This is a genomic window from Mycobacterium lentiflavum (genome assembly GCF_022374895.2).
Taxonomy (GTDB): Bacteria; Actinomycetota; Actinomycetes; order Mycobacteriales; family Mycobacteriaceae; genus Mycobacterium; species Mycobacterium lentiflavum.
The window spans coordinates 2,735,051-2,761,898 of sequence record NZ_CP092423.2 but is presented as its reverse complement, the minus strand read 5'-3'; the positions used below and the strand labels follow the sequence as shown (position 1 = coordinate 2,761,898).

Annotated in this window: 22 protein-coding genes; 8 read left to right on the top strand and 14 right to left on the bottom strand. The window is 65.4% G+C overall.

The features are described from left to right. Positions 1 to 364 precede the first annotated feature (364 nt). Together MJO58_RS12865 and MJO58_RS12860 are read left to right on the top strand one after the other, a co-directional pair. Positions 365 to 1,585 carry a sensor histidine kinase gene (locus tag MJO58_RS12865; protein WP_239723034.1) on the top strand — a complete coding sequence of 407 codons (1,221 nt, stop codon included), beginning with the start codon at positions 365 to 367 and terminating at the stop codon, positions 1,583 to 1,585. 48 nt (positions 1,586 to 1,633) lie between these two features. Further along, positions 1,634 to 2,035, top strand: coding sequence for a response regulator transcription factor (locus MJO58_RS12860; RefSeq protein ID WP_090601867.1), 402 nt, complete (start codon positions 1,634 to 1,636; stop codon positions 2,033 to 2,035). Here MJO58_RS12860 and MJO58_RS12855 read toward each other — a convergent pair. Beyond that, complete coding sequence (locus MJO58_RS12855; RefSeq protein ID WP_090601865.1) at positions 2,014 to 3,786, bottom strand: cyclic nucleotide-binding and patatin-like phospholipase domain-containing protein; 1,773 nt, start codon at positions 3,784 to 3,786, stop codon at positions 2,014 to 2,016. The two genes, MJO58_RS12860 and MJO58_RS12855, sit on opposite strands and share 22 nt — an antisense overlap. A gap of 662 nt (positions 3,787 to 4,448) precedes the next feature. Here MJO58_RS12855 and MJO58_RS12850 point away from each other — a divergent pair. The 3 genes from MJO58_RS12850 (at position 4,449) to MJO58_RS12840 (ending at position 10,753) form a co-directional block, all read left to right on the top strand. Beyond that, entirely contained in the window at positions 4,449 to 5,522 is a 1,074-nt protein-coding gene (locus tag MJO58_RS12850; RefSeq protein ID WP_239723033.1) for an adenylate/guanylate cyclase domain-containing protein, read from the top strand. 33 nt (positions 5,523 to 5,555) lie between these two features. Continuing rightward, positions 5,556 to 8,795 carry an MFS transporter gene (locus tag MJO58_RS12845; protein WP_239723032.1) on the top strand — a complete coding sequence of 1,080 codons (3,240 nt, stop codon included), beginning with the start codon at positions 5,556 to 5,558 and terminating at the stop codon, positions 8,793 to 8,795. 266 nt (positions 8,796 to 9,061) lie between these two features. Next, positions 9,062 to 10,753 carry a serine/threonine-protein kinase gene (locus MJO58_RS12840; RefSeq protein ID WP_090601859.1) on the top strand — a complete coding sequence of 564 codons (1,692 nt, stop codon included), beginning with the start codon at positions 9,062 to 9,064 and terminating at the stop codon, positions 10,751 to 10,753. Here MJO58_RS12840 and MJO58_RS12835 read toward each other — a convergent pair. From MJO58_RS12835 to MJO58_RS12815, 5 genes are all read right to left on the bottom strand, one after another. Then, positions 10,744 to 11,874: a hypothetical protein gene (locus MJO58_RS12835; RefSeq protein WP_239723031.1), complete on the bottom strand. Its 1,131-nt coding sequence runs from the start codon at positions 11,872 to 11,874 to the stop codon at positions 10,744 to 10,746. The two genes, MJO58_RS12840 and MJO58_RS12835, sit on opposite strands and share 10 nt — an antisense overlap. Positions 11,875 to 12,022: 148 nt before the next feature. Next, complete coding sequence (locus MJO58_RS12830; RefSeq protein ID WP_239723030.1) at positions 12,023 to 14,200, bottom strand: glutamine synthetase III family protein; 2,178 nt, start codon at positions 14,198 to 14,200, stop codon at positions 12,023 to 12,025. Positions 14,201 to 14,345: 145 nt separating this feature from the next. Next, the gene (cysW, locus tag MJO58_RS12825; RefSeq protein ID WP_239723029.1) at positions 14,346 to 15,161 is read right to left on the bottom strand and encodes a sulfate ABC transporter permease subunit CysW; all 816 of its coding nucleotides are present in this window, start codon (positions 15,159 to 15,161) and stop codon (positions 14,346 to 14,348) included. Then, positions 15,158 to 16,045: a sulfate ABC transporter permease subunit CysT gene (gene cysT / locus MJO58_RS12820; RefSeq protein WP_239723028.1), complete on the bottom strand. Its 888-nt coding sequence runs from the start codon at positions 16,043 to 16,045 to the stop codon at positions 15,158 to 15,160. The genes cysW and cysT overlap by 4 nt, the downstream gene beginning before the upstream one ends. Continuing rightward, positions 16,042 to 17,079, bottom strand: coding sequence for a sulfate ABC transporter substrate-binding protein (locus tag MJO58_RS12815; protein ID WP_090601844.1), 1,038 nt, complete (start codon positions 17,077 to 17,079; stop codon positions 16,042 to 16,044). The genes cysT and MJO58_RS12815 overlap by 4 nt, the downstream gene beginning before the upstream one ends. A 500-nt stretch (positions 17,080 to 17,579) precedes the next feature. On the opposite strand from MJO58_RS12815, the gene MJO58_RS12810 reads away from it, so the two are divergent. Further along, positions 17,580 to 18,233 (top strand): C39 family peptidase, encoded by a 654-nt coding sequence (locus tag MJO58_RS12810; protein WP_090601841.1) that lies wholly within the window; start codon positions 17,580 to 17,582, stop codon positions 18,231 to 18,233. A gap of 52 nt (positions 18,234 to 18,285) precedes the next feature. Here the strand turns inward: MJO58_RS12810 and MJO58_RS12805 are convergent, their stop codons facing one another. Next, positions 18,286 to 18,552, bottom strand: coding sequence for a hypothetical protein (locus tag MJO58_RS12805; protein ID WP_139043272.1), 267 nt, complete (start codon positions 18,550 to 18,552; stop codon positions 18,286 to 18,288). 99 nt (positions 18,553 to 18,651) lie between these two features. Further along, positions 18,652 to 19,419: a class I SAM-dependent methyltransferase gene (locus MJO58_RS12800; protein ID WP_090601839.1), complete on the bottom strand. Its 768-nt coding sequence runs from the start codon at positions 19,417 to 19,419 to the stop codon at positions 18,652 to 18,654. Between the two features lie 212 nt (positions 19,420 to 19,631). Between MJO58_RS12800 and MJO58_RS12795 the strand changes: the two genes are divergently transcribed. Further along, the gene (locus MJO58_RS12795; protein ID WP_239723027.1) at positions 19,632 to 20,321 is read left to right on the top strand and encodes a DUF899 domain-containing protein; all 690 of its coding nucleotides are present in this window, start codon (positions 19,632 to 19,634) and stop codon (positions 20,319 to 20,321) included. Here MJO58_RS12795 and MJO58_RS12790 read toward each other — a convergent pair. From MJO58_RS12790 to MJO58_RS12775, 4 genes are all read right to left on the bottom strand, one after another. Continuing rightward, positions 20,318 to 21,346 carry an epoxyqueuosine reductase gene (locus MJO58_RS12790; RefSeq protein WP_239723026.1) on the bottom strand — a complete coding sequence of 343 codons (1,029 nt, stop codon included), beginning with the start codon at positions 21,344 to 21,346 and terminating at the stop codon, positions 20,318 to 20,320. The two genes, MJO58_RS12795 and MJO58_RS12790, sit on opposite strands and share 4 nt — an antisense overlap. A gap of 78 nt (positions 21,347 to 21,424) precedes the next feature. Then, positions 21,425 to 22,894: an MFS transporter gene (locus tag MJO58_RS12785; protein ID WP_090601827.1), complete on the bottom strand. Its 1,470-nt coding sequence runs from the start codon at positions 22,892 to 22,894 to the stop codon at positions 21,425 to 21,427. 214 nt (positions 22,895 to 23,108) lie between these two features. Then, positions 23,109 to 23,330, bottom strand: a complete 222-nt coding sequence (locus MJO58_RS12780; RefSeq protein WP_090601825.1) for a hypothetical protein — start codon at positions 23,328 to 23,330, stop codon at positions 23,109 to 23,111. A gap of 78 nt (positions 23,331 to 23,408) precedes the next feature. Continuing rightward, positions 23,409 to 24,284, bottom strand: coding sequence for a maleylpyruvate isomerase N-terminal domain-containing protein (locus MJO58_RS12775; RefSeq protein ID WP_175364420.1), 876 nt, complete (start codon positions 24,282 to 24,284; stop codon positions 23,409 to 23,411). A 259-nt stretch (positions 24,285 to 24,543) separates the two neighbouring features. Here MJO58_RS12775 and MJO58_RS12770 point away from each other — a divergent pair, with 259 nt between their 5' ends. Continuing rightward, positions 24,544 to 25,575, top strand: a complete 1,032-nt coding sequence (locus MJO58_RS12770; protein WP_239723261.1) for a GGDEF domain-containing protein — start codon at positions 24,544 to 24,546, stop codon at positions 25,573 to 25,575. A gap of 42 nt (positions 25,576 to 25,617) precedes the next feature. On the opposite strand, the gene MJO58_RS12765 is transcribed toward MJO58_RS12770, so the two are convergent. Together MJO58_RS12765 and MJO58_RS12760 are read right to left on the bottom strand one after the other, a co-directional pair. Beyond that, entirely contained in the window at positions 25,618 to 26,358 is a 741-nt protein-coding gene (locus tag MJO58_RS12765) for an SDR family NAD(P)-dependent oxidoreductase (RefSeq protein ID WP_090601820.1), read from the bottom strand. 106 nt (positions 26,359 to 26,464) lie between these two features. Next, positions 26,465 to 26,761, bottom strand: a complete 297-nt coding sequence (locus MJO58_RS12760) for a hypothetical protein (RefSeq protein ID WP_239723025.1) — start codon at positions 26,759 to 26,761, stop codon at positions 26,465 to 26,467. Positions 26,762 to 26,848 lie beyond the last annotated feature (87 nt).

Sequence of the window (26,848 nt, the reverse complement as noted above, 5' to 3'; positions counted from 1 at the left end):
CGGCGCATCAACTCAATTACCTGCCGACCTGTGGGTTCGGTGTTTGTTCACCAGCTCGAAATGCATTGTGCAGCTGCATCGCGTTGCCCGCGTCGACTGAAGTTCCCCCGTATCGTAGCCGACCCCCATTGGGGTCGAGTGCGATTCCACGCCGCCGGAACCTATCTCGCAGTTGAACGCAAGGTTACATTTCGGCTTTATCCGCAGCTCCGCCCGGCGATTCAGTGCCGCAATGGAATTCGGCCGGTACGTTCTGCCGGTTGTCGCGCGTGAGCGGCAACATTGTCCATACATTGTCCATACATTGTCCCTGCAACTGCGCAGTCCCTACACTGCGCATACACACGAACACCGATGAGGCAGCGTGGAACAAGACAGCAGTGCGCCCAACGTCCGGCGGCCGTGGCCGACGACCAAGGTCTTTTGGAATCTCGCGATAGCGATGATCGGCTTTGGCATCCTCGTCGCCATCATGGGGCGAATCTCGCTGCTCGGACTGGGAATCCACCGGGATGAAGCATTTCGGGTCCAGCCTGTCGTCATCAGCATTACCGCAGGGATTCTTATCGGCCTGTTGAATTATGTGATCGTCGGCCGGGTCGTGCGCCATCGGTTACACGTGGTCTCCGATCGGCTGATGGCGGCCCAACGCGAGATCGCCGACAGCATCGGAACCGATACGTGGGAGCCGCTGACGCTGCGTTACGGCCTGCCCGTCTACAGCGACGACGAATTCGGCCGGACCGCCGCGTCGTTCAATTACCTGCTGAATTCCCTTGATTCGAGCCAGCTGGCCGAACGCGAGCTTCGCCAGAGCCTCGTCGAACAGGCCAAGCTTGCCGCGATGGGAACGCTGACCGCCGGCGTCGCCCACGAGACGAAGAATCCGCTGAACTTCGTCAAGAATTTCGCGGAGTTGAACCTCGAGCTCTGCGACGAGCTGCGAGAAGTGATCCCCGAGGACGGCGACGAGCTGGTCTGCGATGTCGAAGAGAACACCAAGAAGATCGTTCACCACGCCGACCGGGCACTCGCGGTGATGGCGACGATGCTTCAGGTCGGTCGGTCACACGCGGGCGACGCACAACCGTGTCACCTCAACAAAATCGTCGAGCAGAGCGCCGGGCTCGCCGAGCACTCGTGGCGAGCCAGCCACCAGGGCGTGCGTTGCGCAATTCGGATCAGCCTCGATGACGACGACCCGATCGTGCGCGGCTTCGAGGGCGATCTCGTCCAGGTGATGATCAATCTCGTGATGAACGGGCTCGAGGCCGCGTCGACGGACGCCGACCGGGTCGGCGAGGTGCACATCACGGTGCAGCACGACGATCGATGGACGACTGTCGTCGTGACGGACAACGGGCCGGGCGTCGACCCGGAGACCCTCCCCCGCATCTTCGAGCCGTTCTTCACCACCAAGTACCGCAGCGGAGGCACCGGCCTTGGTCTTTCCATCAGCAAGAACATCGTCGACAACCGGCATCAGGGCGAGCTGTCCGCCAGCAACGCGCCCGGGGCCGGCGCTCGGTTCGTGGTAAAACTCCCGCTGGAGGCAGTGGCCGCGAAAGCCGCCGCACCCGCCTAGAGCGATTGACACCCAACCCATTTCACGCCGATAAGGGGCAGCAGACGGATGGACGGAACTGACACCGCGGTGGCCGTGAAGGCGACTCACGTGCTCGTCGTCGACGACGAAACCGATGTCGTGACGCTGTTTCGCCAGCGCTTTCGCCGCGAACTGCGCTCGGGCCAGATCATCATGCAATTCGCCGACACCGGCCGCGCGGCCCTCGAGGTCCTCGAGATGGTCGACCCAGACGTCATCCTGATCTTCAGCGACATCGAGATGCCGGAGATGAACGGTCTCGAATTACTCGAACACGTGCGCGACAAGTGGCCGCATGTCCGCATCTACCTCGCGACCGCCTACGACAGCCCGAGTTACACCCAGCGCGCGGCCGACCTCGGCGCCCACGGCTATTTCACCAAGCCGCTGGACTTCTCGGCGCTGCGTCAGATCATGTTCGCGACTTGAGCCTCCGCCGTTGCGCCGCCGAGGTGTGGAGTCGCTTCCAGCACGGCCCGGGTGGCCACCCGCCCGGCCTCCACGGCGGCATCGATCTTCTTAAAGTCCAGCGGACCGATCGTTGAGATATCGGGCTCGATGATGGCCGCGATCCGGGGCAGCGCGCGCAGGTCTCCGGTGGAGGCCGCCAGATCGACAGTGCGCAGCAGCGTCTCTTGCAGCGGCGGCAAAGCGACATCGGTGCCGGTGAGTAGGCGCCGGACAAATCCGGGCGGCTGAACGATTGCGGGCAGCAACCCAAAGCCCTTGGACGGCAGGAACTTTCGCCGCAAGTCGACACAGATGACTTCGCCGTCACCGTCTGCGCACATCACGTCGGCGGGCAGGTTGTTCAACAGTCCCCCGTCGATCAGCAGGCGCTCGCCGTGCTGCACCGGCGGAATGAGACCCGGGATCGAGATCGACGCGCGCACCGCGAGCGTCAGCGATCCCCGACGATGGATGATCTGTTCACCGGTGATCATGTCCGCGGAGACCGAGAAGAATCCTTTGGGCAGATGCTCGATCACACTGCCGCCGAAGAACTCCTCGAGCAAACGCTCGATGCGGGTCCCCCTGGTGAGCGCGATCGCGGGGATCGTGTAATCGCCGAGCGGGCTGGTCTTTCCGACAAAGCGGTAGGCCGCGTCCGTCGCCTCGTCCGCGGTCATTCCCTGCGCGAAGGCCGCGGCGGCGATGGCACCGGCACTCGTGCCGCCAAAGCGGTCGATGACGATGCCGGCCCGGGTGAGTTCTTCGTAGACGCCGAAGTGCGCGAGCCCCCGTGCGCCGCCGCCCGCCAGCACGAGTCCATAGGACCGGCCGGCGATTCTGCGAGCCAATGCGGCGATTCCGTCGTCGTCGCCGCGATGATGCGACACCGGCTCCAGCAGATCCCACCAGCGGGTATCCGGCTCGGTCAGCGCAATCAAGTGGACCGGCCCCTGGACATTGAGCTGATCGAGCAAGTCCGGCGGCTCGGCTTGGTCGGCCAGCACCACGAGCCGATCGCTTTGCGCGACAACGTATCGCTGCCACAACTCGCCCGACCCCCCGTCGGCCACCACCAACACCCAATCGTGGCTGCGCTCGGCGCGGTCGAGGGTTTCGCTGAACGCCTCGACGAGTTCGGCGTGCGCGGTGGCCTCGGCGGTTTTCTCGGCGGGCGGCGCGACCACCGCGATCGAGCCGTATTCGCCCAGCCGCGTCGCAATCGCATCAACGAAGGGTGCCGCCACCGCATATCCGGTCGAGACGATGCCGATGACACGCGGCGCCGAAGAGACATTGGCTGACCGGGAGTCGCGCAGCATCCCGGCCATCGCCTTGACCATCGCCAGTTGCAGTTGCGGAGTGTTGGCAAGCACCTCGCTGAAGGTCTCGCCCGCGATACGCCAGACCACGCCGTCACGAAGCGCTTGGACTCCCGCCGAACGGACTGATCCGGAAATCACACCGAGGTCCCCGATGGAGTCGCCGGCCGCCATCTCGCGGATGACCTGCCCATCGGCCCCGACGGCCGCGAACCGTCCGGAGTCGATGACGTAAATGGCGTCGGATGGCTCACCCAACCGAAACAGCCATTCGTAAGCCGGGATATGCAGGCGGTCCACGGCGCTCGCCAGGTCGTTGAGTTGTTTCGCGTCGATGTCGGCGAGTATCGGAACATTCCACAGCGCCTTTCGCGCGTCGGCGACTCGCCACTGCCGCTTAGTACTCATCTAATGACCGTACGTCGATGGAGCCGGGCGAACGGACCGCCTCGGTGTCCGCAAACGGGATTGCTGCACACATGCTCCTGCTCCCCGGCGCTCCAAAAGGATTGAGGTGTCGGTCAGGAGCTTATCTGCCGACCGACGCGCCTTTCGAAATTCCGCCTGCCCTCGGCCGAAACGATCCCCCGTATGCCGCGGTCAGCGCTGCGGATGCAACGGAGTATTCGGTCGCCAATACTACGGCGACTGCCCGCCGCTCGAATCCTTTGGGGCCGAATCCAACCCGGCGTCAGGGCCGGAACGTTCGGGGGCGGAAAACGAGCGCGGGCAAACGTCATCCTTGATTAACCGGCGATTTACCCATAATTTCGCTTCTGTAGGCCATTTCTGAATTTTTGAACTCCCCGGGGTCGTTTCCGGTAATGTCCGCACCGTCACCAATCACCGGCACGAAGGACAGCCGTGAGTTCGAAGGACCAGCGAGTCGACGTGGTCGCGGCGAGTCTAATCACCGGGAAAGGCAGTTTATGGGTGACGATTGGCGAACTGGCGCCCTACCCCGGCTGATGACGGCGTGTCATGAGACCGCAGCGACGTCGTGACTGCGGAGGAGCATTGGCACCAACCGACTTTCGGGTGAGCGGACTGACACGGCGAGCAGCGAGGCAATGATGACGTCGTCTATCGGGATGCCAAGCCCGCCGCCCGGCACCCCGCTGGCCTACCTCGAATTGCGCGACGGCGGCACTGAGCACAGCGTGCCGATCATCGATCAGTTGTTCATCGGTCGAGAGTGCGCCGGAATCAGCGAGTCACGCAGGCTCGTGATCCGCGATCCCGAGATCTCCCGGACTCATCTCGAAATCCGCTTGGACGCCGTCGCCGATCAGGCTTTCGTGATCGACACCAGCACCAACGGGACACTGCTCAACGGGATGCGGCTGGAACGAGCCGTACCCCGGCCGATCCAGCCCGGTGACGAGATCCGGATCGCGGATGTGGCACTCATCTTCCGCTCGCAGCGATTCACCGCCGTCGACGCCGGAATTGCCCCGGGCCTTACCCGGACCCGAATCAGCCAGGCCGCCATGGTGATGGTGGTCGGCGACATTATCAACTACTCGACGATCTCCGAAGTGACCGAAGAAGAGGTCATCGCGCAGAGCCTGCACACGCTGTGGCACGAGGTCGGTGGTGTGCTGCACGCCCATCGCGGCACGCTGAACCACTACGCCGGCGACGCGATCTTCGCGATCTGGGAGGCGAATCGGTTTCCGGATGCCGCCGAACGCGCGATCGACTTTTCGCTCGCCGCGAACCGGCTTGTCGGAGAGCTGGGACCACGACTGCCGTTGCGCAGCCCCGACGGCTCGCCGATCCGGATGGGTTGGGGCGTGGTGGTCGGCCGGGTCGCGCTGGCCGCGATGACGAGATCGGTAGAGGCGGTGATCGGCGATTCGACCAATGTGGCGTTCCGGTTGGCCGGCCTCGCCGGGCGTCAAGGGCGCGCGTCGGTCATGGTGACCAGCGGAGTGCGCCGCACAGTCGAGAGTCACTTCACATGGGGAGAAGGCGAAGAAGTCGAGCTCAAGGGCCGAAGCGGGAAAGAGACCGTATTTCCCGTTCTCGGCCGCGGTCAGCAGACCAGCGAGTCGACGACTCTTCCGGGGAGAAACGCGGCGGTGGATCCGGGCGGTGGTCCCGAATCCACCGCGGAAATGCCCATCCGAAACGCCGACTGAGCCGCCCGCCGGCTTTCACCCCAGGGGTCAATCATGGATCTCGAAACGTCCCGTGCGCACGGGCACTCCAAAGTCGCCGACACCACGACGGGTAACGGTGCGGCGAAAGGCAATACGGCCGCGACGCGTCGGGACAACCATCCGGTGACGGGCGCACTCACCGTGCGCCGCCAACCGTCCCCGACGGCGGTGCTGTTGGTAGCGGCGTTCGGGGCCTTCCTCGCCTTCCTCGACTCGACGATCGTCAACGTCGCGTTCCCGAACATCCAGCAGTCCTTCCCCACCTACCCCATCGGCAGCCTGTCCTGGGTGCTCAACGCATACAACATCGTGTTTGCGGCGTTCCTGGTGGCGGCGGGCAAACTCGCCGACTTACTCGGGCGCAAGCGGATGTTCATCTGGGGCGTCGTACTGTTCACGGCGGCCTCGTGGCTGTGCGCGCTGGCCGCCACCGTTGAGCAACTGGTCGCGTTCCGGATCCTGCAGGGCATCGGCGCCGCGCTGCTAGTACCGGCATCCCTTGCCCTGGTCGTCGAGGGCTTCGAGGTCGCGCGTCGCGCCCACGGCGTGGGATTGTGGGGTGCCGCGGCGGCCATCGCCTCGGGCCTCGGTCCGCCGATCGGCGGGGCGATCGTGCAGGTGTCCGATTGGCGCTGGGCGTTTTTGGTGAACGTCCCGCTGGGCGTCGTCGCGGTGGTGGTGGCCCGACGCGAGCTGGTGGAAAGCCGGTCGCCCGGACAGCGACGTCTGCCCGATCTGCGCGGGGCGGTGCTGCTCGCGGCCGCACTCGGCTTGCTGACCCTCGGGTTGATCAAGGGGCCGGACTGGGGCTGGTCCAGCACCGGCGCGATCGGGTCGTTCGTCGCCGCGGCCGTCGCCCTGGTCGGGTTCGTGATCAGCTCGCGACACCACCCGTCGCCGCTGATCGAGCCCGCCTACCTGCGCGTCCAGTCCTTCGTCGCGGGCAACGCCCTGACGATCGTCGCGGGCGCGGGCTTCTACGGCTACCTCCTGACGCACGTGCTGTTCCTGAACTACGTGTGGGGCTACAACCTGCTCAAGACTGGCCTCGCGGTCGCCCCGGCCGCGCTCGTCGCGGCCGTCGTCGCGGCGAAGCTGGGCAAAATCGCCGACCGGCGCGGACACCGCGCGATCATCTTCATCGGAGCGCTGATCTGGGCCGGCAGCCTGGTCTGGTACTACCAGCGCGTTGGAACGCATCCGAACTTCCTGCGCGAGTGGCTGCCCGGCCAGCTGCTGCAGGGGCTCGGCGTCGGCGCCACGCTGCCGCTGCTCGGCAGCGCCGCCTTGGCCCGGGTCCCCAAGGGCGGCAGCTACGCGACCGCGTCGGCGGTGGTCAGCAGCTGCCGTCAACTCGGCGCGGTGATCGGAATCGCCTTACTGGTCGTCCTGATCGGGACACCGGCACGCGGTGAGGCCGCGGAGGCGTTGCGACGAGGCTGGGTGATGGCAGCCATCTGCTTCGCCGCGGTAGCCGTCGGGGCTTTGTTCCTGGGCCGCACCGGTCAACAGGCGGCGGCTGCCGCCGTCGTCGCCCAACCGCCACCGAAACTCGAACCACGTTCGCGCGCAACGGCGGTCGCGCGGCACGAACAGGTGCTTGCGGTCGACCGCAAAGACGACCTCCTGGAGAACCTGCCGCTGTTCGCCGGCTTGGACGCGGACGCTCTTGCCGACCTACGGCATAGCGCCGAGGAGATCGAACTTACGGCGGGCTCGTATCTGTTCCACGAGGGCGATGCGGCCGATTCCCTGTACGTGGTGCGCAACGGCCGTGTTCAAGCGCTGCAACAGGGCGTTGCGATCCGGGAACTGGGACGCGGCGACGTGATCGGCGAGCTCGCGCTGCTCACCGGCACGCCGCGATCCGCCTCCATTCGGGCAGTGCGCGACACCACCCTGGTACGGCTGACCAAGGAGCAGTTCGACAAGATCGCCGACGTCGGCATGCTCGGCGCGCTGGTGCGCTCGCTGGCCACCCGCCTGCACCAATTGCCACCGCCGACAACGGCGAACCTGACCACCTGCGATGTGGTGGTCGCGATTGTCGGTGTCGACGCCGACGCGCCCGTCACGATGGTGGCCCACGAACTGGTGCACCTGCTGTCGGGCTACGTGCGGGCGGTGCGACCGGGGCGCGTCGACCGCGCAGGGCTGGAGCGCGCCGAGCGGGCCGCGGACAAGGTGGTGTTGCAGGCGCAGGTCGACGATGGCCAATGGCGAGACTTCTGCCTGCGCGTTGCCGATCGGATCGTGCTCGTCGCCGGAAATCCGGCGCCACCGGCCGACGGCCTGCCTGAGCGCGCGGTCGGCGCAGATCTGCTGCTGGCCGGTCCGCCGGCCAGCCGGGAGCACCGGCGCGCCTGGGAAGAACTGATCACGCCGCGGTCGGTCCTGACGTTGCACACCTCCGGCTCTGCCGAAGACCTGCGGCCGCTCGCCGCGCGCATCGTCGGGCGTTCGATCGGTTTGGTCCTGGGCGGTGGGGGCGCTCGGGCGTTCGCTCATCTCGGCGTGCTCGAGGAGCTGGAAGCCGCTGGGATCGTCGTCGACCGATTCGCCGGCACCAGCATGGGCGCGATCGTCGCGGCGTTGGCGGCCAGCGGCCTGGACGCGGCGGGCGTCGACGCCTACGTGTACGAGTACTTCATCCGCACCAATCCGATTCGCGACTACACCGTGCCGATCAAGGGATTGACGCGCGGGCGGCGCATTCCGGCGCTGCTGCGTCGCGCCTATGGCGAGCGGCTGATCGAGGAACTGCCGAAGGAGTTCCGGTGCGTCAGCGTCGACCTGCTGGGGCGGCGTACCGTCGTGCATCGCCGGGGCCCGGTTGCCGACGCCGTGGGATGTTCGCTGCGGCTGCCCGGAATCTTCCCGCCCTACGTCTACGGCGGCACGCTGCACGTCGACGGAGGGGTGCTCGACAACCTTCCCGTCTCATCGCTGTCGAGCACCGAGGGCCCGCTGGTCGCGGTCGCCGTCGGTTTCGGCGGCGACGCGACGGTGTCCAGCAGCGAATTCGCCGATCCCCCACGTGTTCCCGGGATTGGCGAAACCCTCATTCGCACGATGATGATGGGCAGTGGGCTGGCCGCCGCCGCGACACTGGCTCAAGCCGACGTGGTGATCCGACCCAGCACCCGCGGTGTCGGGCTGCTGGAGTTCCATCAGATCGACCAGGCCCGTGAGGCCGGCCGAGCCGCGGCCCGCGAAGCGCTGCCCCAGATCCTGGCGCTCGCGCATCGCTGAGCACGCTAAACACGTTGCTATAAAAGGGTTTTCGTGCTCCCTTGAAGCAGGTTCGCAAGATCGCGAACTCTCGCGTTGCTTGGAATTCACCAACCGTTCGCATCGGCCGGCCGGGGCCAGCGCGAATAGCGGTGACCCGGACGAAAACACCGGTACCCGTGGGAGTAACACGATCGCGCATTTGCCACCGCGATGTTGTAGTTTTCGAGCGGTGATATTGGTCGGGGCTTACCGTCAGGTTGCCAGACCGTGAATAGGAGTCAGCGATGAGCGGCGCGCAGGGCTCGCGGTTGGGGACGATGTTCGGTCCCTACCATCTCAAACGGCTGCTGGGCCGCGGCGGCATGGGCGAGGTCTACGAGGCCGAGCACACCGTCAAACAGTGGACGGTGGCGCTCAAGCTGATGTCGCTTGCGTACAGCCAGGATCCGGTTTTTCGCAAGCGGATGGAGCGTGAGGCCCGCATCACCGGCCGTTTGCTGGAGCCCCACGTGGTGCCTATCCACGACTACGGCGAAATCGACGGGCAGCTGTATTTGGAGATGCGCCTGATCGAGGGCATCGACCTGGGCAGCCTGCTCGAGCGGGACGGGCCGCTGACTCCGCCCCGCGCGGTGGCCATCATCCTTCAGGTCGCCGCGGCATTGGATGCCGCACACGCCGCCGGGGTCACGCACCGCGACGTCAAACCGCAGAACATCCTGATCACCCGCAACGACTTCGCCTATCTCGTCGACTTCGGTATCGCCAGCGCGAAAACCGACGAGAAGCTCACCCAAATGGGCACCGCGGTGGGAACCTGGAAATACATGGCCCCGGAACGCTTTTCGAGCGACGAGGTGACCCCACGGGCCGACGTGTACGCGCTGGCGTGTGTGCTGTTCGAGTGCCTGACCGGGGCGCCGCCCTATCCCGCCGACAGCACCGGCGTGCTGGTCACCTCGCACATGATGGAACCCATCCCCCTGCCGAGCGCCCAAGGCTTCGGCGTGGACCAGGCATTCGACGCGGTAATCGCGGGCGGCATGGCGAAAAACCCGATCGAACGCTATGCCAGCGCCGGTGATCTGGCAGAGGCCGCGCACGACGCCCTTTCCCGGCCGGAGCGCGACCGCGCCGCAACCATTCTGCGGCGCAGTGAAACATCGGCGAAGCCACAAGACACCCAGCCGAACATAGGGTCCGAGTCGTCGAGCTCGCCGCACACGCGGTACAACCCGCTGACGTCCGGACCCGAGACGGAGCCGGCCAGCCCGCCGCCGCTGCTGACCAACGACGCCGGTGCGGCAGCCACCGCCGGGCAACCCAGCCCCGAAACCGTGCCGGGGGCCGCCGAATCGGTTCAGCCAGAGACGCCAGGCAAGCGCAGCCGCTGGCCGATCCTGGCCGCGGCCGGCGCCGCGGTCGTCATCGCCGTTGCCGCAGTCGGCATCTGGCTGACTATCAAGCCCTCGCCCACCCCGCAGCAACCGCCGCCCAGGGCGGGTAGCGGGAAGACCACTGCGCCGTCCAGCCAGGGCCCCAGCAACGACCAGGCCCGGCTGATCAGCCTGCTGCCGCCCGGCTACCTGGCCGGCACCTGCACGCCGGCCACCCCAGAATCGGGAAGCATCTGGACCAACGCGGTGGCGATGGTGTCGTGCGGGCAGAACACGCAGCCCGGCGGCCCGAGCAAGGCCACCTACGGCCTGTTCCCGACGCCGGACCGGCTCAAGAAGTCCTTCACCGATGACATCGCCAACGTCAGCCTGGTGAACTGCCCCGGCGAGGGTGCCTCCCCGGTGAGCTGGCACTACGACCAAACCCCCAACGAGATGGCCGGTTTGATCGCCTGCGGCACCTACAACGGCCACCCGAACGTGATCTGGACCAACGAGGAAAAGCTGATGCTCAGCGACGTCGCGGGCGATCCCGCCACCGTCGAGGACTTGCACACGTGGTGGGACGCCTACGGTTGATCGCCCAGGGGCGACACCGGGACGAGTTCCGCCGGGTTCGGCGACACTAGCGCCGAGAGCCGTTTGAGGCACACCGACGGGTCGACGTCGTGCAGGTCGATCCCGGCGAACGTGTCTGCGTCGACCCGCGCACTGATCAAGCACGGGCGGACCGGTTTATCCGTGTTCGGATCCGTCGTCTCGACCACACCGCTGAAGATCACCACCCCGAAACGGTGCTCGCTGTCGAGGGCGAAGACGGTCGCCAAAGCCAGCAGCGCCAGCTGCGCAATAGTGCTGGCGTACAACGCTTTCACCTGCCCCACCGGCCGCGCCGTCTCGACCACGGTGTCACGGCTCTTGACGTAGCGGTACGCCTTGGCCGCCGGGACAACCACCACGGTGGGCAGTTCATATTCGACGACCAATTCGCCCGTCGCCGGGGCAAACTCGACGACGGGCTTGGGGGTGATGCCGGGCGGCAACGACATTGCCGCCAGCACCGATTCGACGTGGGCCGCCAACTCGGCCGGGGCGGGCGTCGGAGCGTCGGGCAGCTGGCGCAATCCTGTTTGCAACAGCTCGGTCAGGGCGGCTACCTGGGATTCGATTTTCGCGTTCTGCCGATCCACCTGCGCGGCCACGCCGTCGAGGTCGTACACGTCGCGTTCCAGCACAACGCCTTTGGGCCAGCAGCTCTGTTGCCATTCACGGCGGCGGGCCAACTCCGCGGCTTTGGCCCGGGCTTCGGCGGCCCGCACCGCCGCGTAGAGCGCTTTGGTCGTTTCGAGTTCTTTCAATCGCTGCTGTTCGCGCACCGGGTGCCGCCGGCGGGCCAGCTGATATTGATAGCGGGCCTGCCCCAGTAGCCGCTCGGCGTCGGGCACTCGGTCGTAGGGCGGCGGCTGCACGAAGTCCGCGAGCCGGGGTAACGGTTCCGCGATCTCCAAGTAGTGGATCCGCATTTCGCAGACTTCGGCGTTGTCCCGGGCTTTGCCGACGGTGTAGTAATTCTCGAGCATCTGGCACGCCGACTCCCAGTTCTCGATGTCGGTTCGCCGCGCACAACGCCACAGGTTCCACAGCGCCTGGTAAGCCTCCAGTTCGGCGGCACGACGCTGGCCGTCGTCAAATGGCCCCATGCTCTCCCCTGACCGCGCGACTTCGTCCCTTCAGAACTTAACGCGTCCGGTGCGGCACGTGTAGCGGGAAATCGAGTCGCCGGGCGTGGGAGCCGCGGATTACCAAGCTCCGCGAGCGCGCGGTCGACCCCCACGCCCGACGACGGATCTAGAGGATGTAGAGCATCTCCTGGTAGGTGGGCAGCGGCCACAAATCGTCGGCTACAACGCCTTCCAGCGTGTCGGCCGCGGTACGCACCGCCTCCATCGCCGGCAACAGCGCCTCTTGGGCATGCGTAGCCTCGGCGAGAGCCGACTCCGCCGAGTGATCGGACAAAGCCGCCTTCAACTCGGTCAGCGCCGCGGAGAGATCGGCCAGCGGAGCCGAAACCGCTTCCAGCGCCGCCGTGCTGGCTGCGACGCCGGCCTTCTTCAGCGTCGCGACGTTCTGCGCGAGTTCGGTCTGGTAGCGGATTGCGGCCGGCAAGATGATGGTCGTCCCGATCTCGAGCGCCAACTTCGCCTCCACGGCGATCGTCAACGCGTACTGCTCCAAGCGGACCTCGTAGCGGCTGTGCAGCTCGCGTTCGTTGAACACCCCGTATTTCGCGAAGAGTTCGATCGCGTCCGGTTTGATCAGCTCCGGGATGGCGTCCAGCGTGGTCTTGAGGTTCGGCAGGCCGCGCTCGGCAGCTTCGATCTGCCAGTTCTCCGAATAACCGTCCCCGTTGAACACCACCGCGCCGTGCTCGGTAATGACTTCGGTGAGCAGCTTCTGTACAGCCTGATCGAAGTCCTCACCGTCGGCGACGGCCTGCTCCAGTACACCGGCCATGTAGTCCAACGAGTCCGCCATGATCGTGTTGAGCACGATCAGGGGCACCGCAACCGTCTGGCCGGAGCCGGGTGCCCGGAACTCGAACCGGTTCCCGGTGAAGGCGAACGGGCTGGTCCGGTTGCGGTCACCGGCATCGGTCGGCAAGGGGGGCAGGGTGTCGACGCCAATGATCATGGTGCCCTTGCCCTTCGACGAGGTGGCCGCGCCCTTGGCGATCTGGTCGAACACGTCGGCGAGCTGCTCACCCAGGAAGATCGAGATGATCGCGGGCGGTGCCTCATTGGCGCCGAGCCGGTGGTCGTTGGTGGCCGAGGCGACCGACACCCGAAGCAGGCCGGCGAATTTGTGCACCGCGCGAATCACCGCCGCGCAGAACACCAGGAATTGCGCGTTCTCGTGCGGGGTGTCGCCCGGCACCAGCAGGGAGCCCAGCTCGGAGTTGCCCATCGAGAAGTTGACGTGCTTGCCCGATCCGTTGACGCCGGCGAACGGCTTCTCGTGGAATAGGCATTCCATGCCGTGCTTCTTGGCGATCGTCTTGAAGATCGTCATCAGCAGCTGCTGGTGGTCGGAGGCGATGTTGGCCCGCTCGAACATCGGCGCGATCTCGAACTGACCGGGGGCCACCTCGTTGTGCCGGGTCTTGGCCGGGATTCCGAGTTTGAACAGCTCCCGCTCGGTGTCCATCATGAAGCCCAGGACACGCTCGGGAACCGCGCCGAAGTAGTGGTCGTCGAACTCCTGGCCCTTGGGCGGCTTGGCGCCGAACACCGTGCGACCGGCGTTGAGCAGGTCCGGCCGCGCCAGGAAGAAGTGCCGATCAACCAGGAAGTACTCCTGCTCGGGGCCGCAGAACGACACCACCTTGTTCAGGTCCTTGTGCCCGAAAAGCGTCAGGATGCGCTCCGCGTGGATACCCATCGCCTGCTGGCTGCGCAGCAGCGGCGTCTTGTAGTCCAGCGCCTCGCCGGTCATCGACACGAAAACCGTTGGGATGCACAGCGTGTTGCCGTTGGGGTTCTCCAGGACATACGCGGGACTGGTCACGTCCCAGCCGGTGTAGCCCCGGGCCTCGAAGGTGCTGCGCAACCCGCCGGAGGGGAAACTCGAGGCGTCGGGCTCACCCTGGATCAGGGTCTTACCCGCGAACTCCGCGAGTGTCTGCCCATCGGAGACGGGTTCCAAGAAGCTGTCGTGCTTCTCGGCGGTCAGGCCGGTCATCGGATAGAAGACATGGGCGTAGTGGGTGGCGCCCTTCTCCAGTGCCCAGTCCTTCATGGCCACCGCGACCGTATCGGCGACCGCCGGGTCGAGTTTGGCGCCCTTCTCGATGGTCGCCACCACCGACTTGTAGACCGACTTGGGCAGCCGTGCCTGCATTTCGGCCTTGGTGAAGACATTCGAGCCGAAGACCTCGCCGGGTGTCTCACCGGCTACGAAACTGACGGCCGGGGGGACATAGGCCTCGACGTTGTTGATCGCCTGCAGGCGCACTGCGTTTCCGCTCAATGGAGTTCCTATCGCTGAGGGGGTCAACGACCTGCCCTTGCGGGAAGGTGGACCGCCCCACACTAGGAACCTTCGATTCCGAACTTGTTACGCGTGCGTCAACGGCGCGCTTCAAGCATTGCGGAAGTGAGACGACCTCTTTACATCAGGCCGCGGCGCTGGCCCGCTTCCGGCGCACCAGCAGGCTCGTTTTGACGATGAGAAACACCACCGCCACGCCCATGAGCAGCGTGGACAGCGCATACGCGCCGTACTCGGCGCCGCGGGCGTAGCGATCGTTCACCAGCAGCGTCAGCGTTTGCGACTCCCCCGGCAAGTTCGACGAGACCATGATGACCCCGCCGAATTCGCCGAGGGTGCGCGCGGTGGTCAGCACCGTGCCGTAGATCAGGCCCCATCGGATGGTCGGCAGGGTGATCCGCCAAAACGTCTGCCATGGACCCGAACCCAGGGTTGCCGCCGCCTGTTCCTGCTCGGTGCCCACCTCCTGCAGCACCGGCTGGACCTCACGCACGACGAACGGCAAGGTGACGAAGATGCTCACCAGGATGAGCCCGGGCAAGCCGAAGATGACCTTGATTCCGAAATCGTTCTCCACGAAGCCCAGCGCACCCGCCGATCCCCACAGCAGGATCAGTGCGACTCCGACGATGATGGGCGAGACCGCGAAGGGCAGGTCGACAATCGCCTGCAGCGCGGCCCTACCGCGGAACCGGCTGCGCGCGAGCAACAATGACGTGAGCACACCGAAGACCACGTTCAGAGGCACCACAACGGCGACCACCAACAGCGACAGGTGCAGCGCCGAGATCGCCGCCGGCGTGGTGATCCATGCGTAGAACTGGCCAAACCCGGGTTTGAACGTCCGCCACACAATGATCGACGCCGGCACGATCAGCATGACGCCGATATACGCCAGCGTCACGGATCGGGTCAGGTAGCGGGCCAATGACGACGTCACGCGGCCTTTTCCTCACGTTTGGCGGTGCGCCCGCCCAGGATCCGTAACAGCACGAGTACGGTAAACGAGATCGATAGCAGCACAATGGATATCGCGGCCGCCCCGGTGCGGTCGTCGTTCTCGATCAAGGAGCGTATCCACTGCGACGAGACCTCGGTCTTGCCCGGAACCGCACCGCCGATGGTCACCACCGAGCCGAACTCGGCGATACACCGGGAGAACGCCAATCCGGCCCCGGTCAGCAACGAGGGCGCCAGCGAGGGCAGCACGATCGTAGTGAACACCTTGAGGCCGCTGGCCCCCAGCGATGCCGCCGCCTCCTCGACGTCGCGATCGATCTCCAGCAGCACCGGCTGAACGGCGCGCACCACCAACGGCAGGGTCACGAACGCCAGCGCCATCCCCACGCCGGGCGGCGTGTGCTGCAAATGGATATGCACGGGGCTGTTCTTGCCGTAGAGGGCCAGCATCACCAGGCTGGTCACGATGGTCGGCAACGCGAACGGCAGATCGATCACCGCGTCGATCAGCCCTTTGCCGACGAAACTGTCGCGCACCAACACCCACGCGGTCGCCAGCCCGAACGCCACGTCGAGAATGGTTACCACCAAGGAAATCCCGAACGTCACCTGAAACGACTGCACCGCGGCGTGCGAGGTTACCGCCAGCCAAAAGGCCTGCCATCCGCCGCCGGCGGCCTGCCACGCGATGGCGAACAACGGCAGCAGCACGATCACCGACAGCCACAGCGCCGTCACCCCGACGCGAAGTGAGGTCAGACCCGGCCTGGTCGTCGGGCGTAGCCCCTCCGGCAGCTCCGAAAGTCCGGGCGTGGCCAGCTCCGGCCGGATCGCGTCTGGATCCGGGATAAGTGCGGTCGTCATCCGGTGGCCTGCATGTAGACCCTCGTGATGCTTCCGGTGTTCTTGTCGAACAGCTGCGAATCCGCCGTGCCCCAGCCTCCGAGGTCATCGATCGTCCAGAGTTTGACCGGCACCGGATACTGACTCCGGAAACTTGCGGTGACGGCGGGGTCGATCGGCCGGAAACCTGCTTGCGCCCACAGCTTCTGCGCCACGGCGCTGTATTGGAAGTTCCGGAAGGCGGTCGCGACATCCAGGTGCGCGCTGGTGCTCACCACGGCCACCGGGTTCTCGATCTTGAACGTTTGCGACGGGATGATGTGTTCGACGGGCTTGCCCTGCCGCTCGGCGGCGATGGCCTCGTTCTCGTAGCTGATCAACACATCGCCACTACCTTCGGCGAAAACGGACGTGGCGATCCGCCCCGACCCGGGCCGCAACTTGACGTGCTCGGCTACCAATGTCCTAATGAAATCGATGCCCGCCTGCGGATCCGCGCCGCCGCGGCTCTTGGCGGCATACGGCGCGAGCAGATTCCATTTCGCCGAACCCGAACTAAGCGGGCTGGGCGTGACGACCTCGACGCCGGGCTTGAGCAGATCGTCCCAATCTCTGATGTTCTTCGGATTACCCTTGCGCACAACCAAAGTCACGATCGACCCGAATGGGTTGCCATGGCCGGCTCCCTTATCCCAATCCGCGGCCACCTTTCCCACCTTCACCAAGCGGGTGATGTCGGGTTCGACCGAGAAGTTCACGATGTCGGCCGGTTTCCCTTCGACGACCCCCCGCGACTGGTCTGCTGACGCCGCGTAAGACGTAACCACCTGGACGCCCTTGCCTTCTGCCGAGGCATTGAAGGCCGGAATTACCTTGCTCCAACCAGGTTCTGGAACCGAATAGGCGACCAGAGTGATCTTGATGTCCGCGTTGTTCAGCCCACTGCCGCCCACGGCATCGCTGGCACCGCCGGCACACGCCGCCACCAGGCCGGCGGCCGACAGCATCACGACGCCGTGGCGCCACCGGGGTCCGATACCGATGTCGTCGAGCATGAGCCGGCCTTCCAGTGCGGGACGTGGGCGCGTCGATCCCGTTGCTGCGGAAGGGCACTAAGGCATCCGAGGAATTCGCCAACTCGAGACCAGACCGCGAACGGACAGCGGAGTCAGCGACAACAGCGCACGCCGGCAAAGCGCTCCAGAGAACCGGCTGCCGCATGCATGGCGCGAGCGTAGCAAAGCACGCGTGCCCGTACGGCGCTGCCACAACACGGTATTCGCCGTTGGACGGAGGCCGCACACGGACTTTGCCGGGTGTGACGTCGACGTCGCGCGTTCCCATGAGCGGCACCCGGCGTAAAAGTCACGCTGATGAAAAGAACCGGACACCGGGCGGCAGCTGGTGGATCCGCGCGGTCTCATGCCGGCAACATTTCGGCGCGTTTGTCTACGATCTTGACCGCCGTGCCGTTTAATGCTCCGGAGAGGGCGCCTAGAAACCCTTTTCTCAATACCGTTGCGCGCCGCCACCGCGGCTCGAGAAAAGGACGCCCATGGCCCGCACCCTGACGACGAGAGCCGCCACGGCCGCTCTGTTATGGGCGACCGCCGCGACATCGGTCGGCTGGGCCACCGCTGCCCACGCCACCCCGGGCCCGCCCGCGCCGGATGCCGACCACGAGGCGACCATGTACGGCGACCCGACGGCCGCCGCCGCGCATTGGCGTCGGCAACATTCTTCGGACTGCGGCGAGATCGCGGTCGCCGACGTGGTCGGCGAGCTCACCGGCCGCCAGCCCACCGAGTGGCAGATCACCGCCGTCGCCGAAAATACCTTGGGGGCAACGGGTTCCAAGCCGATATGGAATCCGCCCGGCAACACCGATATCAGAGACTTGCCGCCGCTGCTCTGGCACTACTGGGTCAGGGCCGACAACATCCAGACCAATGTCGCAGCCTTACAACAGAATCTGGCCGACAGACGCAGGGTGATCGCCCTTGTCAACGCCGAAACCATCTGGAACCACCCGGGCAATCGCGACGTCGGGAACCACTTTGTGGTGGTCACCGGCATCGACACCAAGGCCGGTGTGGTGCATCTCAACGACAGCGGCATCGATAGCGGCCGCGACGAGCAGATACCGATCGCCACCTTCGAACGGGCATGGGCGCCCAATCACAACTCCGCGGTCGTGACCCGGTTGTGACTCGGTTGTGGCCCGGTTGTGGCCCGGTTGTGACAGGGACGCTAAACCTGGTTCAGGACAGGCTTTTCATCGACTCCGACACGATCACTGCGGACCCGCGCCGACCGTGGGCGAGGCTGCACGACTCGGCCAGCTCGGGCCCATAGACGGCCGCACCGCACTCGCATTCCCAGCAGATATGCCGGCCGCAGGAACACGGCACGGTTGCCACGATCATGTGTCCCGGCAACAGCCAGTGACCACGTGCACACCGTTGTGGTGGTCTGTCCATCCATTGGGTGCGCGAACCATGCGCCAGGTCGTTGACATGAACACTCACGGGCACCACCCTCCCACTGGCGTTGACGCCATGCCAGGGCGATGTGCGAATCGTTATCGTCTCGTTGGCCGTGTCGTTGTGGCAGATTCGCGTGACCGGTCAGTATTTCTCGAGGGTTACCTGGTTGACGCCGATCTGGCCGGTACGAAACGCGTTGGCCCGCCCGGTCAGGTAGTGCAGGTATCGCTCGTAGACTTCTTCGGACTGCATTTCGATGGCTTCGGCCCGATGCGCCTCGAGCGCCTCGGCCCACAGGTCGAGGGTCCTGACGTAATGCGGCTGCAGCGGCTCGCGCAGCTTCATCGTGAAACCCGCTCCGGCAGCGTGCTGCTCCACCGGGTCGATCGACGGGAGACCGGTGATCGTGTGCAAGAACATCACACCATCGTCCGGAAGAACGGTGTAGGCCATTTCGAAGAATTCGTCGTAGCGGTCGTAGCGGCGCTGCTCGAACGCCCCGATGGACACGATCCGGTCGACGGGCTCGGTGAACTCCTCCCAGCCCTGCAGCAGCACCCACTTGCTGCGCTCGGTGTCCATCTCGTCGAACATTTTCTGGACATGGGCGGCCTGATCGCTGGACTTCGTCAGGCCGACGACGTTGACGTCGTACTTCTCGATTGCCCGACGCATCGTGGTGCCCCAACCGCAGGCGATGTCGAGCAGCGTCATGCCGGGCCGCAGGTCCAGCTCGGCCAGCGCCAAATCGATCTTGGCGATTTGGGCCTCTTCCAGCGTCATGTCATCGCGCTCGAAGTACGCGCAACTGTAGGTCTGGGTGCGATCGAGGAACAGGCGGAAAAAGTCGTCCGACAAGTCGTACCGCGCCTGCACGTCGTCGATGTTCGGGCTCAACCCCTGAGTCATGTTGCGTCGCCTTTCCGGACCCAGGGTCCCCCCGCGTGACATCTAAAGTTTGCACATACATACCCGAGCGCGCGCGTCGCAAACCATATTCAAAGCGAGTTCTCAGCTGTGAGCAGCGGGTTTCGCGCTCGCCGGCGCTCGCCGATGAATTCCGGGCAGACGAGTTGTCAGACCTTTGAGCCGAGAGCTCCGACAGAAAGAGGGTGGATCCCATGTCCCCGAATCACACGGCGCTACCGCCCATCGTCGATGCCCCGACCTGGCGCGTCGAGCTCGATGAACTGCGCAAACGCGAGAAGGCCGCTACCCGTGAACTGGATGCGATCGCCGCGCAGCGGCGCCGTCTGCCGATGGTCGAGTTGCCCGATTACACCCTGATCGGCGCCGACGGGCCGATTCGCCTTGCCGACGTGTTCGATGGCCGATCGCAGCTCATCACCTATCACCACATGTGGTCGGACGGAGCTCAGTGGCAGTGCGCCGGGTGCACGGGTTTCACCTCGCAGTTCACCCGGCTCGAATTCCTGGACAACTACGACGCCCGGTTCGTCATTGTCACCAACGGCCCGATCGAGGAGGCGCTCGCCTACAAGCAGCGGGTCGGCAATCGGATGCAGTGGTACTCGTCGTCGCAGAGCACCTTCGGCGCCGACATGGACGCGCCCCCGGGCGGGGGCTTCGGGGTCAACGTGTTCCTGCGCGACGGCGACACGGTGTACCGCACCTGGCACACGAATGGGCGCGGCACCGAACAACTCAGCCATTCGTTCGCGCTGATCGACCTCTTGCCGTGGGGCCGTCAGGAGGAATGGCTCGATTCGCCGGCGGGTTGGCCGTCGCGGCCTACCTACTCGGGCTGGCTGGACTCCCCGGACATCGCCCGCGCCTACGGTTCTTCTTAGCCCCGCCGCCCGCTGTCGACGACCTTCACCTGCTTGTGTGGATAGCGGCGTTGCGCGTATTCCTCCGCCTTGGAGTTCGGCAGCACGTACAGGGTTTCCTTCTTGTCCTGCAACGGTTTTAGCACTAGGTCCATGAAGCTCTTGCGGTTGTCCAGATAGGGCCCGATCACGTCCTCGCCGGCCGGGCACACCGCCAGGCAGTAGGCCGCCTTGTAGTTGGGCTTGAACGACAGGCTCTGCCACATCGACGCGTTCTCGGAATCGGTTACCCGCGAACGAAAATCGGCCGCGTCCGCGCTGTCGGCGACGGTCTGCACCCAGTCCGTGAAACCGCCCATGAACTCGCGGTAGTTATGCGTAGAGCACGCCAGCCAATCGAAGCTGCCATCCTTGCCGATAGCCCCGACCGGGCACGCCGCGACACACAACTTGCATTCCAGGCAGGGGCTGTAGTCCAGCGGCTCGCCGTAGCTGCTGATCGGCGTGTCCACCAAGATCGTGCCCAGCAAGATGAAATTGCCGAACTTGGGGTGAATCACGTTGCGGTGGATGCCCATCACGCCGAGGCCGGCAGCCACGGCGACGGGTTTGTGCGCCACCACCCAGATCCGACCGGGGTAGTTGTCCATCTCCATCGGAAAGGTCGCCGACGGGTTCAGCACTCGGTGACCGGCATCCTGCAGCCGCCGGACGATGCGGTAAGCCGCCTCGTTGAGCAACTCGCCGCTGCGGTGAAACTCCTGATTGGCGACGCTGCGCGCCGTCGAGCGGATGTTGTCGCGGTTCATCCTGACCACCAGCGAGATGTAGCTCTTGGTGCCGGGCAGCGCGGCCTCGACGTGCTCGACCTCCGAGGCCAGCTCGGGGTTGTCCACGCTGGCGAAAGCCACGTCGTCGACGCCTGCCTCCAGGCACAACTCGCGCAGCCAATCCGCGTCGAGCACTGCGGGTTTCTGCAACCGGCGCGATCGCACCTTTCGCACGGTCGGGTGCTTCGCCAGCCGAGCCGGAAGTTTCTCGCTCATGCTAGGTATAGTACACGCTACTCAGCTGGTGCGCTTTCCGGAGAACTGGCGTGCTGGACCTACGGAATCAGCACGGCCTCAGGCGTGTTCGTCGTTCTCGGCGTCGGCCACTGTCAACGGCAACGCCAGCTCTTCCAGCGCGCGTTGCTCCGCGGCGATGCCGAGCCACAGCTCGACCAGGCCCGCGATCGCCATCACGATTGCCCCGATCAGGAACGACCACAGCACCTGGCCCCGATCGCCCGAGTTGATCAGCTCACCGAACAGCACGGGGCCGGTGATGCCGCCGATCGCGGTGCCCACCGCGTAGAAGAACGCGATCGCCAGCGCCCGGGTCTCCATCGGGAAGATCTCGCTGACGGTCAGGTAGGCCGCGCTGGCGCCCGCGGACGCCAGGAAGAACGCCGCCGCCAGCACGGCGATGAAGGTCCACACACCGCCGACCTGATCCACGAACAACACTGCGAGGACCACCGCGATCACCGCGGAGCCGATGTAGGTACCGGTGATCATCGGTTTGCGGCCGATGGTGTCGAACAGCCGCCCGAGAACCAGCGGGCCGAGGAAATTGCTCATCGCCCAGAAGATGAAGAACACCGGCACTTCTCCGGATGGAATGCCGTAGAACGCGCTCAACAGCGTGCCCAGATTGAACGTGACGCCGTTGTACAGGAACGCTTGGCCGATAAACAGCGCCAGCCCCAGGACCGCGCGCTTGGGATAGAGCTTGAACGCCACCCGGGCGATCTCCATGAACGAAATCGCATGGCGCTGACGAATTCTCAGCGGCTCGCCGTCCGGCTCGGGCAGCGGCTGTCCGGTTTCGCGCTGCACGTCTTGTTCGATCTCGCCGACGATCTGCTCGGCTTCCTCGTCGCGCCCGTGAATGAACAGCCAGCGCGGGCTTTCCGGAATATTGCGCCGGACCAGCAGGACGAAGATGCCGAAGATGGCTCCGATGCCGAAGGCAAGCCGCCAACCGACGTTCGCGGGGAAGTTCGACGTGTCCAGCAGGACCAATGCGCCGGCGGCTCCGGCGGCTGAACCCAACCAGTAGGTGCCGTTGATGATCAGGTCGACCCGGCCGCGCACCCGGGCCGGAATCAACTCGTCGATCGCCGAGTTGATCGCCGCGTATTCGCCGCCTATGCCGGCGCCGGTGAAAAAGCGGGCTATGAAGAAGTACCACGGCGCGAAGGCGAACGCGGTCGCGACGGTGGCGACGAGGTAGACCGCCAGGGTCAGAATGAACAGATTGCGCCGTCCGAACCGGTCGGTCAGGTGACCGAAGAACAAGGCGCCCAAGCATGCCCCGGTGATGTAGATCGCCGCCGCGTAGCCGATCTGCGCCGGATTGAGCTCGATGCCGCTGCCCTTCTCGGTGAGCCGGGCCGAGACGTTGCCGACCATCGTGACCTCGAGCCCGTCGAGGATCCAGACCCCGCCCAGCCCCACCACGACGCGCCAGTGAAACCTCGACCACGGCAGCCGGTCCAGTCGCGCCGGAACGTGCGTCGTGATGGTTTTCGTTTGCGCGCCTGGGCTCATACTGTCTCCGTTCTCGGTGGATAGAGAGATACCCGCCACCGCGCGTCGTACGCCGCGGAAAATCCAGCTCCCGGGTCGGTCGCGACCTGCGTGCGAAATGCCGAAACGGATGGCCGCGCGCAGCCTGGCATCCTGGCGGACCCTACCAGCCGGGCCGGTTCACACCGATCGACCCGGCGCGGCGTATGTGCCTGCCCGCGGGCAGGTCTGGCGCTCAGGCCGAGGGGTGAGCGTGGACGACCACCGGGGGAAATTCGGGTCGCAGCGAGGTGTGCGGATCCTCATTCTCGATGCGTGCCCACTGGTGGGACGAGAAGTACCACGTCCACTTTCCCGTGGAAGGCCCGATCTTGAGCACCGCACCATCGGTGTCGAAATGGAATTCGTCACCGTACGTAATTTCGGTGCCATCTGCCCAGGTCACTGTAAAAGCCATGGGGGCACGCTACCCGGCTGACCTATCCAATACCTGTACAAAGGCCGACAACTTATTTCTTCGGTGGGCGATCCCGGTTCAACATTCTTGGTGTTCGTGGTGCGTCACCCGGTGCGGATTTGGCCGCAGCATCGTGATGACGGCGTCGACCGTTTTCGGATCGCCGACCGGTAGATCGGGTCCCGGGCATCGTCCCCAAATCAATAGGGTCCGTGCCGCCGGATGACATTCGACGACGGGATGTAAATGGTCTGCAGAGGCGAGTTCGATTGTCGTCACCGGCCCACCTGTAACGGTGATGTCGGAGGCACCCGCTGAGCGCAGGATGACCGACTCGTATTCGCCACCGCGGGGCGGAAACACGTTCGGCTTCATGGCGGCGACCGTTGTCGCGGCATGGACGCCGATACGTGCGTCGCTCAGCGCCCGGATGCTGATTTCGTCGCCGCCGACGATGTCCCATCGGTGCAGTATCAATTCACTTTCGACGTGCAGCGTCAAGGCTCGTGCGTCCAGCACAGCACCGGTGAACGCCACGCTGCGCCCCGGGGCCTGCCGCAGTCGCTCCACGGCAACCGTCGCCTTGAGTGCTTCCTCAAAGAACCTGCGACGCAATCGTTTTGGGCTAAGCGCCCGGTATGGCGCCTCGCGCTCTTCGAAGTCGCGGGTGGGGCGGGAAGCAGCCCCGGAGAGCTCGAGCGCAACTAGATCGGCGATTTCGGCAGACCCCGCTGCCAGGTGCGCAGTGAGCTCGTGGACGGTCCATCCGGCACACCGCGTGGGTGCGTCGGGATCGGCGGCGAGCATGGCCGCCACGAAGGCGATGAACGCCCCCTGCGCGGGGGTGTTGGCCAACCGCAGCAGCCCGGGGCCGCCGGGGACGTCGGCAAGCACACGAGCGAAACCGGCTTGCACCACATGGCGCCCAAGAATTTTGGTCAAGGTCGTGTTCACAGGTGCCACAACATCACGGGCAGATGCCCACATGCTGGCGCTTTTGCGACATCAAAGTGGTGCGAGGACCAGCCCAGGAGCGCATATTATTGGCGAGTTATCGCGGCGAGACGACCGGTAAATGTTGGTGTTGTCGGCCGCTTGGGAAGCCGTGGAGTGCGGCCTTTTCGCGGAGGTAGGCATGGAACCCTCGTTCCTGCCCGACCTGCCAACCGCTGCGCCAGTCCCCAGATTCGGCGCTGCCGAGTATCTCGAAGGGATGGAGCGCCTGTTGCAGGCGGTCCAGGACCTCTCCTTGGCTCGCAGCCAGGCCGACATCCAGCGGCTCGTCTCGTCGTCGGCGCGCGAACTCACCAGTTGTGACGGCGCCACGTTGGTACTGCGCGACAACGGCAAGTGCTTTTACGCCGAAGAGAACGCGATCGGCCCGCTGTGGAAAGGCCTGCGCTTTCCGATGACGTCGTGCATCAGCGGGTGGGCGATGCTCAACCGCGATGCGGCGATCATCCCGGACATCTATCTCGACTCGCGCATCCCGCACGACGTCTACCGCCCTACGTTCGTCAAGAGCCTGGTGATGGTTCCGATCCGCAGGCGCGATCCGATCGGTGCGATCGGCAACTATTGGGCCGAGGAACATCAGCCGACCGAGCAAGAGGTCCGCTTACTGCAGGCCCTGGCCGATTCGACCTCGATCGCCATGGAGAACATCCAGGTCTACTCCGAATTGGAACAGCGGGTTCGCGACCGCACCGCCGCGCTCGAGCAGGCCAACGAAGAGATTCGCCAGCTCTCGGTGACCGACGAAATGACCGGGCTCACCAACCGTCGCGGTTTCTACCTGTTGGCAGAGCAAAAGCTTCGCGGGGCGCACTACCTCGGCCACAACAGTGTGGTCGCTTTCCTCGACGTAGACGGTCTCAAACGAGTCAACGACGAACACGGCCACGAGGTCGGCGACATGCTGATCAAAGATGTCGCCTACGTGCTGGGCGAGACACTGTGCGAGTCCGACATCCTCGCCCGCTTGGGCGGTGACGAGTTCTGCATCATGGTGACCGAAAGCGCAGGCGGCACCTCGACGCTGCGGGAGCGGGTGGCCCAGGCATTTCGGGCCTTCAACGAGAAGAGCGATCGGCCCTATCGTCTTTCGGCCAGCATCGGTCTGGTGCGCGCGTCCGCCGACGAGCCCACCACCACCGTGGACGAGCTGATCACCCTGGCCGACGAGTTGATGTACGCGGAAAAGAAGTCCAACGCAAACTCGCGTGGGTGGGCCGGCCAGGTCTGATCCGGCGGCGACTTTGCTTGGCCACGAACGGGCCTCGGCTAACTACCCGGCCCCCTTGCCGTTGTCGACCCGGTAGACGGCGCCGTGAACGGCCGCCGCGGCGTCGCTGGCCAGGAACGCGACCACATTCGCGACATCGAGGGGCTGCATCATGCCGCGTGGCGAGGCCGTCCGCATGATCAGGTCGTAGTTCGGATTCTCGGGCGCGGTGAACTGTTCGAGTTGCGGTGTGAGCATGCCGCCTGGGCATACCGCGTTGACGCGCAAGCGATCCGCGGTGTACTCCACCGCCAATGCTCGGGTCAGCCCGATGAGTCCATGCTTGGCCGCGCAGTAGCCGGCCGAATAGGCCTGCCCTTCGACACCGGCGATGGAGGCGACGTTGACGATGTTGCCGCCCCGTTCCAGCAGCTGGGGCAGCGCGGCCCGGCACAGATAGAACGGACCGTTCAGATTGACGGCGAGATCTTCTGTCCAGTCGTCGTCGGTCATCGATTCCGTTCGGCGCATCTGATGCTTGCCCGCAATGTTGATCAGGACATCGAGACCGCCGAACTCGCGGACGCACTGCTCGACGGCGTCCGTGCAGGCCTGGGCCGAGCCGACGTCGACCGACGCGTAGGAACCCCGCTCGACGCCGGCGAAAACGTCGGCTAGGCGCGCGCTATCCCGGGCTATGCCGAAAACCGTTGCGCCCTGCCGGGAAAGCAGCTTGGCCGTTTCGGCGCCCAGGCCCGACGATGCGCCGGTCACGAACGCGACCTTGCCCTGCAGTGCCGTCATCTTCGTCCTCTCAAACCGCGGTCACAGACGCGCCGCGGTTCGCGGAGCGTGCGACTAGCAAATCAACTGTCGCGCTTGCGCTTCCCACCAGGGGCCGCGAGGCACCTCACACCAAGCTGGTGCGCCTCAATACGAACGCGACGCCGTCACGCAAGAGTTCAAGCGGCTCAATGGATCTCATACCCGAAGCGCCCGTTGCGTCGCGGCTCAGGCGGTGCACCAAGACCGTGCGCCGGATCCGGCGCGCGGCCACCACCATGACGAAGCTCATCGCGAGCCTGCCTATCGCGACCCGACTGGTGCGCCGTCGCCAGGTCGGCGGCGACGAGCTCGCGCGCCGGCCCACGTAATAGCCGACGCAAGTCGTCGTCGCGAGCGCGCAGACCAGCACCAGAACCGCCATGGTGACGAGCGTCCATTGCCGTGGTCGCGGTCAGGTCACGCGCGAGATACACCTCGGCCACCAACGGCCAGGCGAGCTGTCGCCGAG

Excerpts from the sequence above, each read along its gene's own strand:
- MJO58_RS12860 (WP_090601867.1), top strand. The coding sequence starts at position 1,634 with ATGGACGGAACTGACACCGCGGTGGCCGTGAAGGCGACTCACGTGCTC.
- MJO58_RS12855 (WP_090601865.1), bottom strand. The coding sequence starts at position 3,786 with ATGAGTACTAAGCGGCAGTGGCGAGTCGCCGACGCGCGAAAGGCGCTG.
- MJO58_RS12850 (WP_239723033.1), top strand. The coding sequence starts at position 4,449 with ATGATGACGTCGTCTATCGGGATGCCAAGCCCGCCGCCCGGCACCCCG.
- MJO58_RS12845 (WP_239723032.1), top strand. The coding sequence starts at position 5,556 with ATGGATCTCGAAACGTCCCGTGCGCACGGGCACTCCAAAGTCGCCGAC.
- MJO58_RS12840 (WP_090601859.1), top strand. The coding sequence starts at position 9,062 with ATGAGCGGCGCGCAGGGCTCGCGGTTGGGGACGATGTTCGGTCCCTAC.
- MJO58_RS12835 (WP_239723031.1), bottom strand. The coding sequence starts at position 11,874 with ATGGGGCCATTTGACGACGGCCAGCGTCGTGCCGCCGAACTGGAGGCT.
- cysT (WP_239723028.1), bottom strand. The coding sequence starts at position 16,045 with ATGACGACCGCACTTATCCCGGATCCAGACGCGATCCGGCCGGAGCTG.
- MJO58_RS12815 (WP_090601844.1), bottom strand. The coding sequence starts at position 17,079 with ATGCTCGACGACATCGGTATCGGACCCCGGTGGCGCCACGGCGTCGTG.
- MJO58_RS12810 (WP_090601841.1), top strand. The coding sequence starts at position 17,580 with ATGGCCCGCACCCTGACGACGAGAGCCGCCACGGCCGCTCTGTTATGG.
- MJO58_RS12800 (WP_090601839.1), bottom strand. The coding sequence starts at position 19,419 with ATGACTCAGGGGTTGAGCCCGAACATCGACGACGTGCAGGCGCGGTAC.
- MJO58_RS12795 (WP_239723027.1), top strand. The coding sequence starts at position 19,632 with ATGTCCCCGAATCACACGGCGCTACCGCCCATCGTCGATGCCCCGACC.
- MJO58_RS12790 (WP_239723026.1), bottom strand. The coding sequence starts at position 21,346 with ATGAGCGAGAAACTTCCGGCTCGGCTGGCGAAGCACCCGACCGTGCGA.
- MJO58_RS12785 (WP_090601827.1), bottom strand. The coding sequence starts at position 22,894 with ATGAGCCCAGGCGCGCAAACGAAAACCATCACGACGCACGTTCCGGCG.
- MJO58_RS12780 (WP_090601825.1), bottom strand. The coding sequence starts at position 23,330 with ATGGCTTTTACAGTGACCTGGGCAGATGGCACCGAAATTACGTACGGT.
- MJO58_RS12770 (WP_239723261.1), top strand. The coding sequence starts at position 24,544 with ATGGAGCGCCTGTTGCAGGCGGTCCAGGACCTCTCCTTGGCTCGCAGC.
- MJO58_RS12765 (WP_090601820.1), bottom strand. The coding sequence starts at position 26,358 with ATGACGGCACTGCAGGGCAAGGTCGCGTTCGTGACCGGCGCATCGTCG.
- MJO58_RS12760 (WP_239723025.1), bottom strand. The coding sequence starts at position 26,761 with ATGGCGGTTCTGGTGCTGGTCTGCGCGCTCGCGACGACGACTTGCGTC.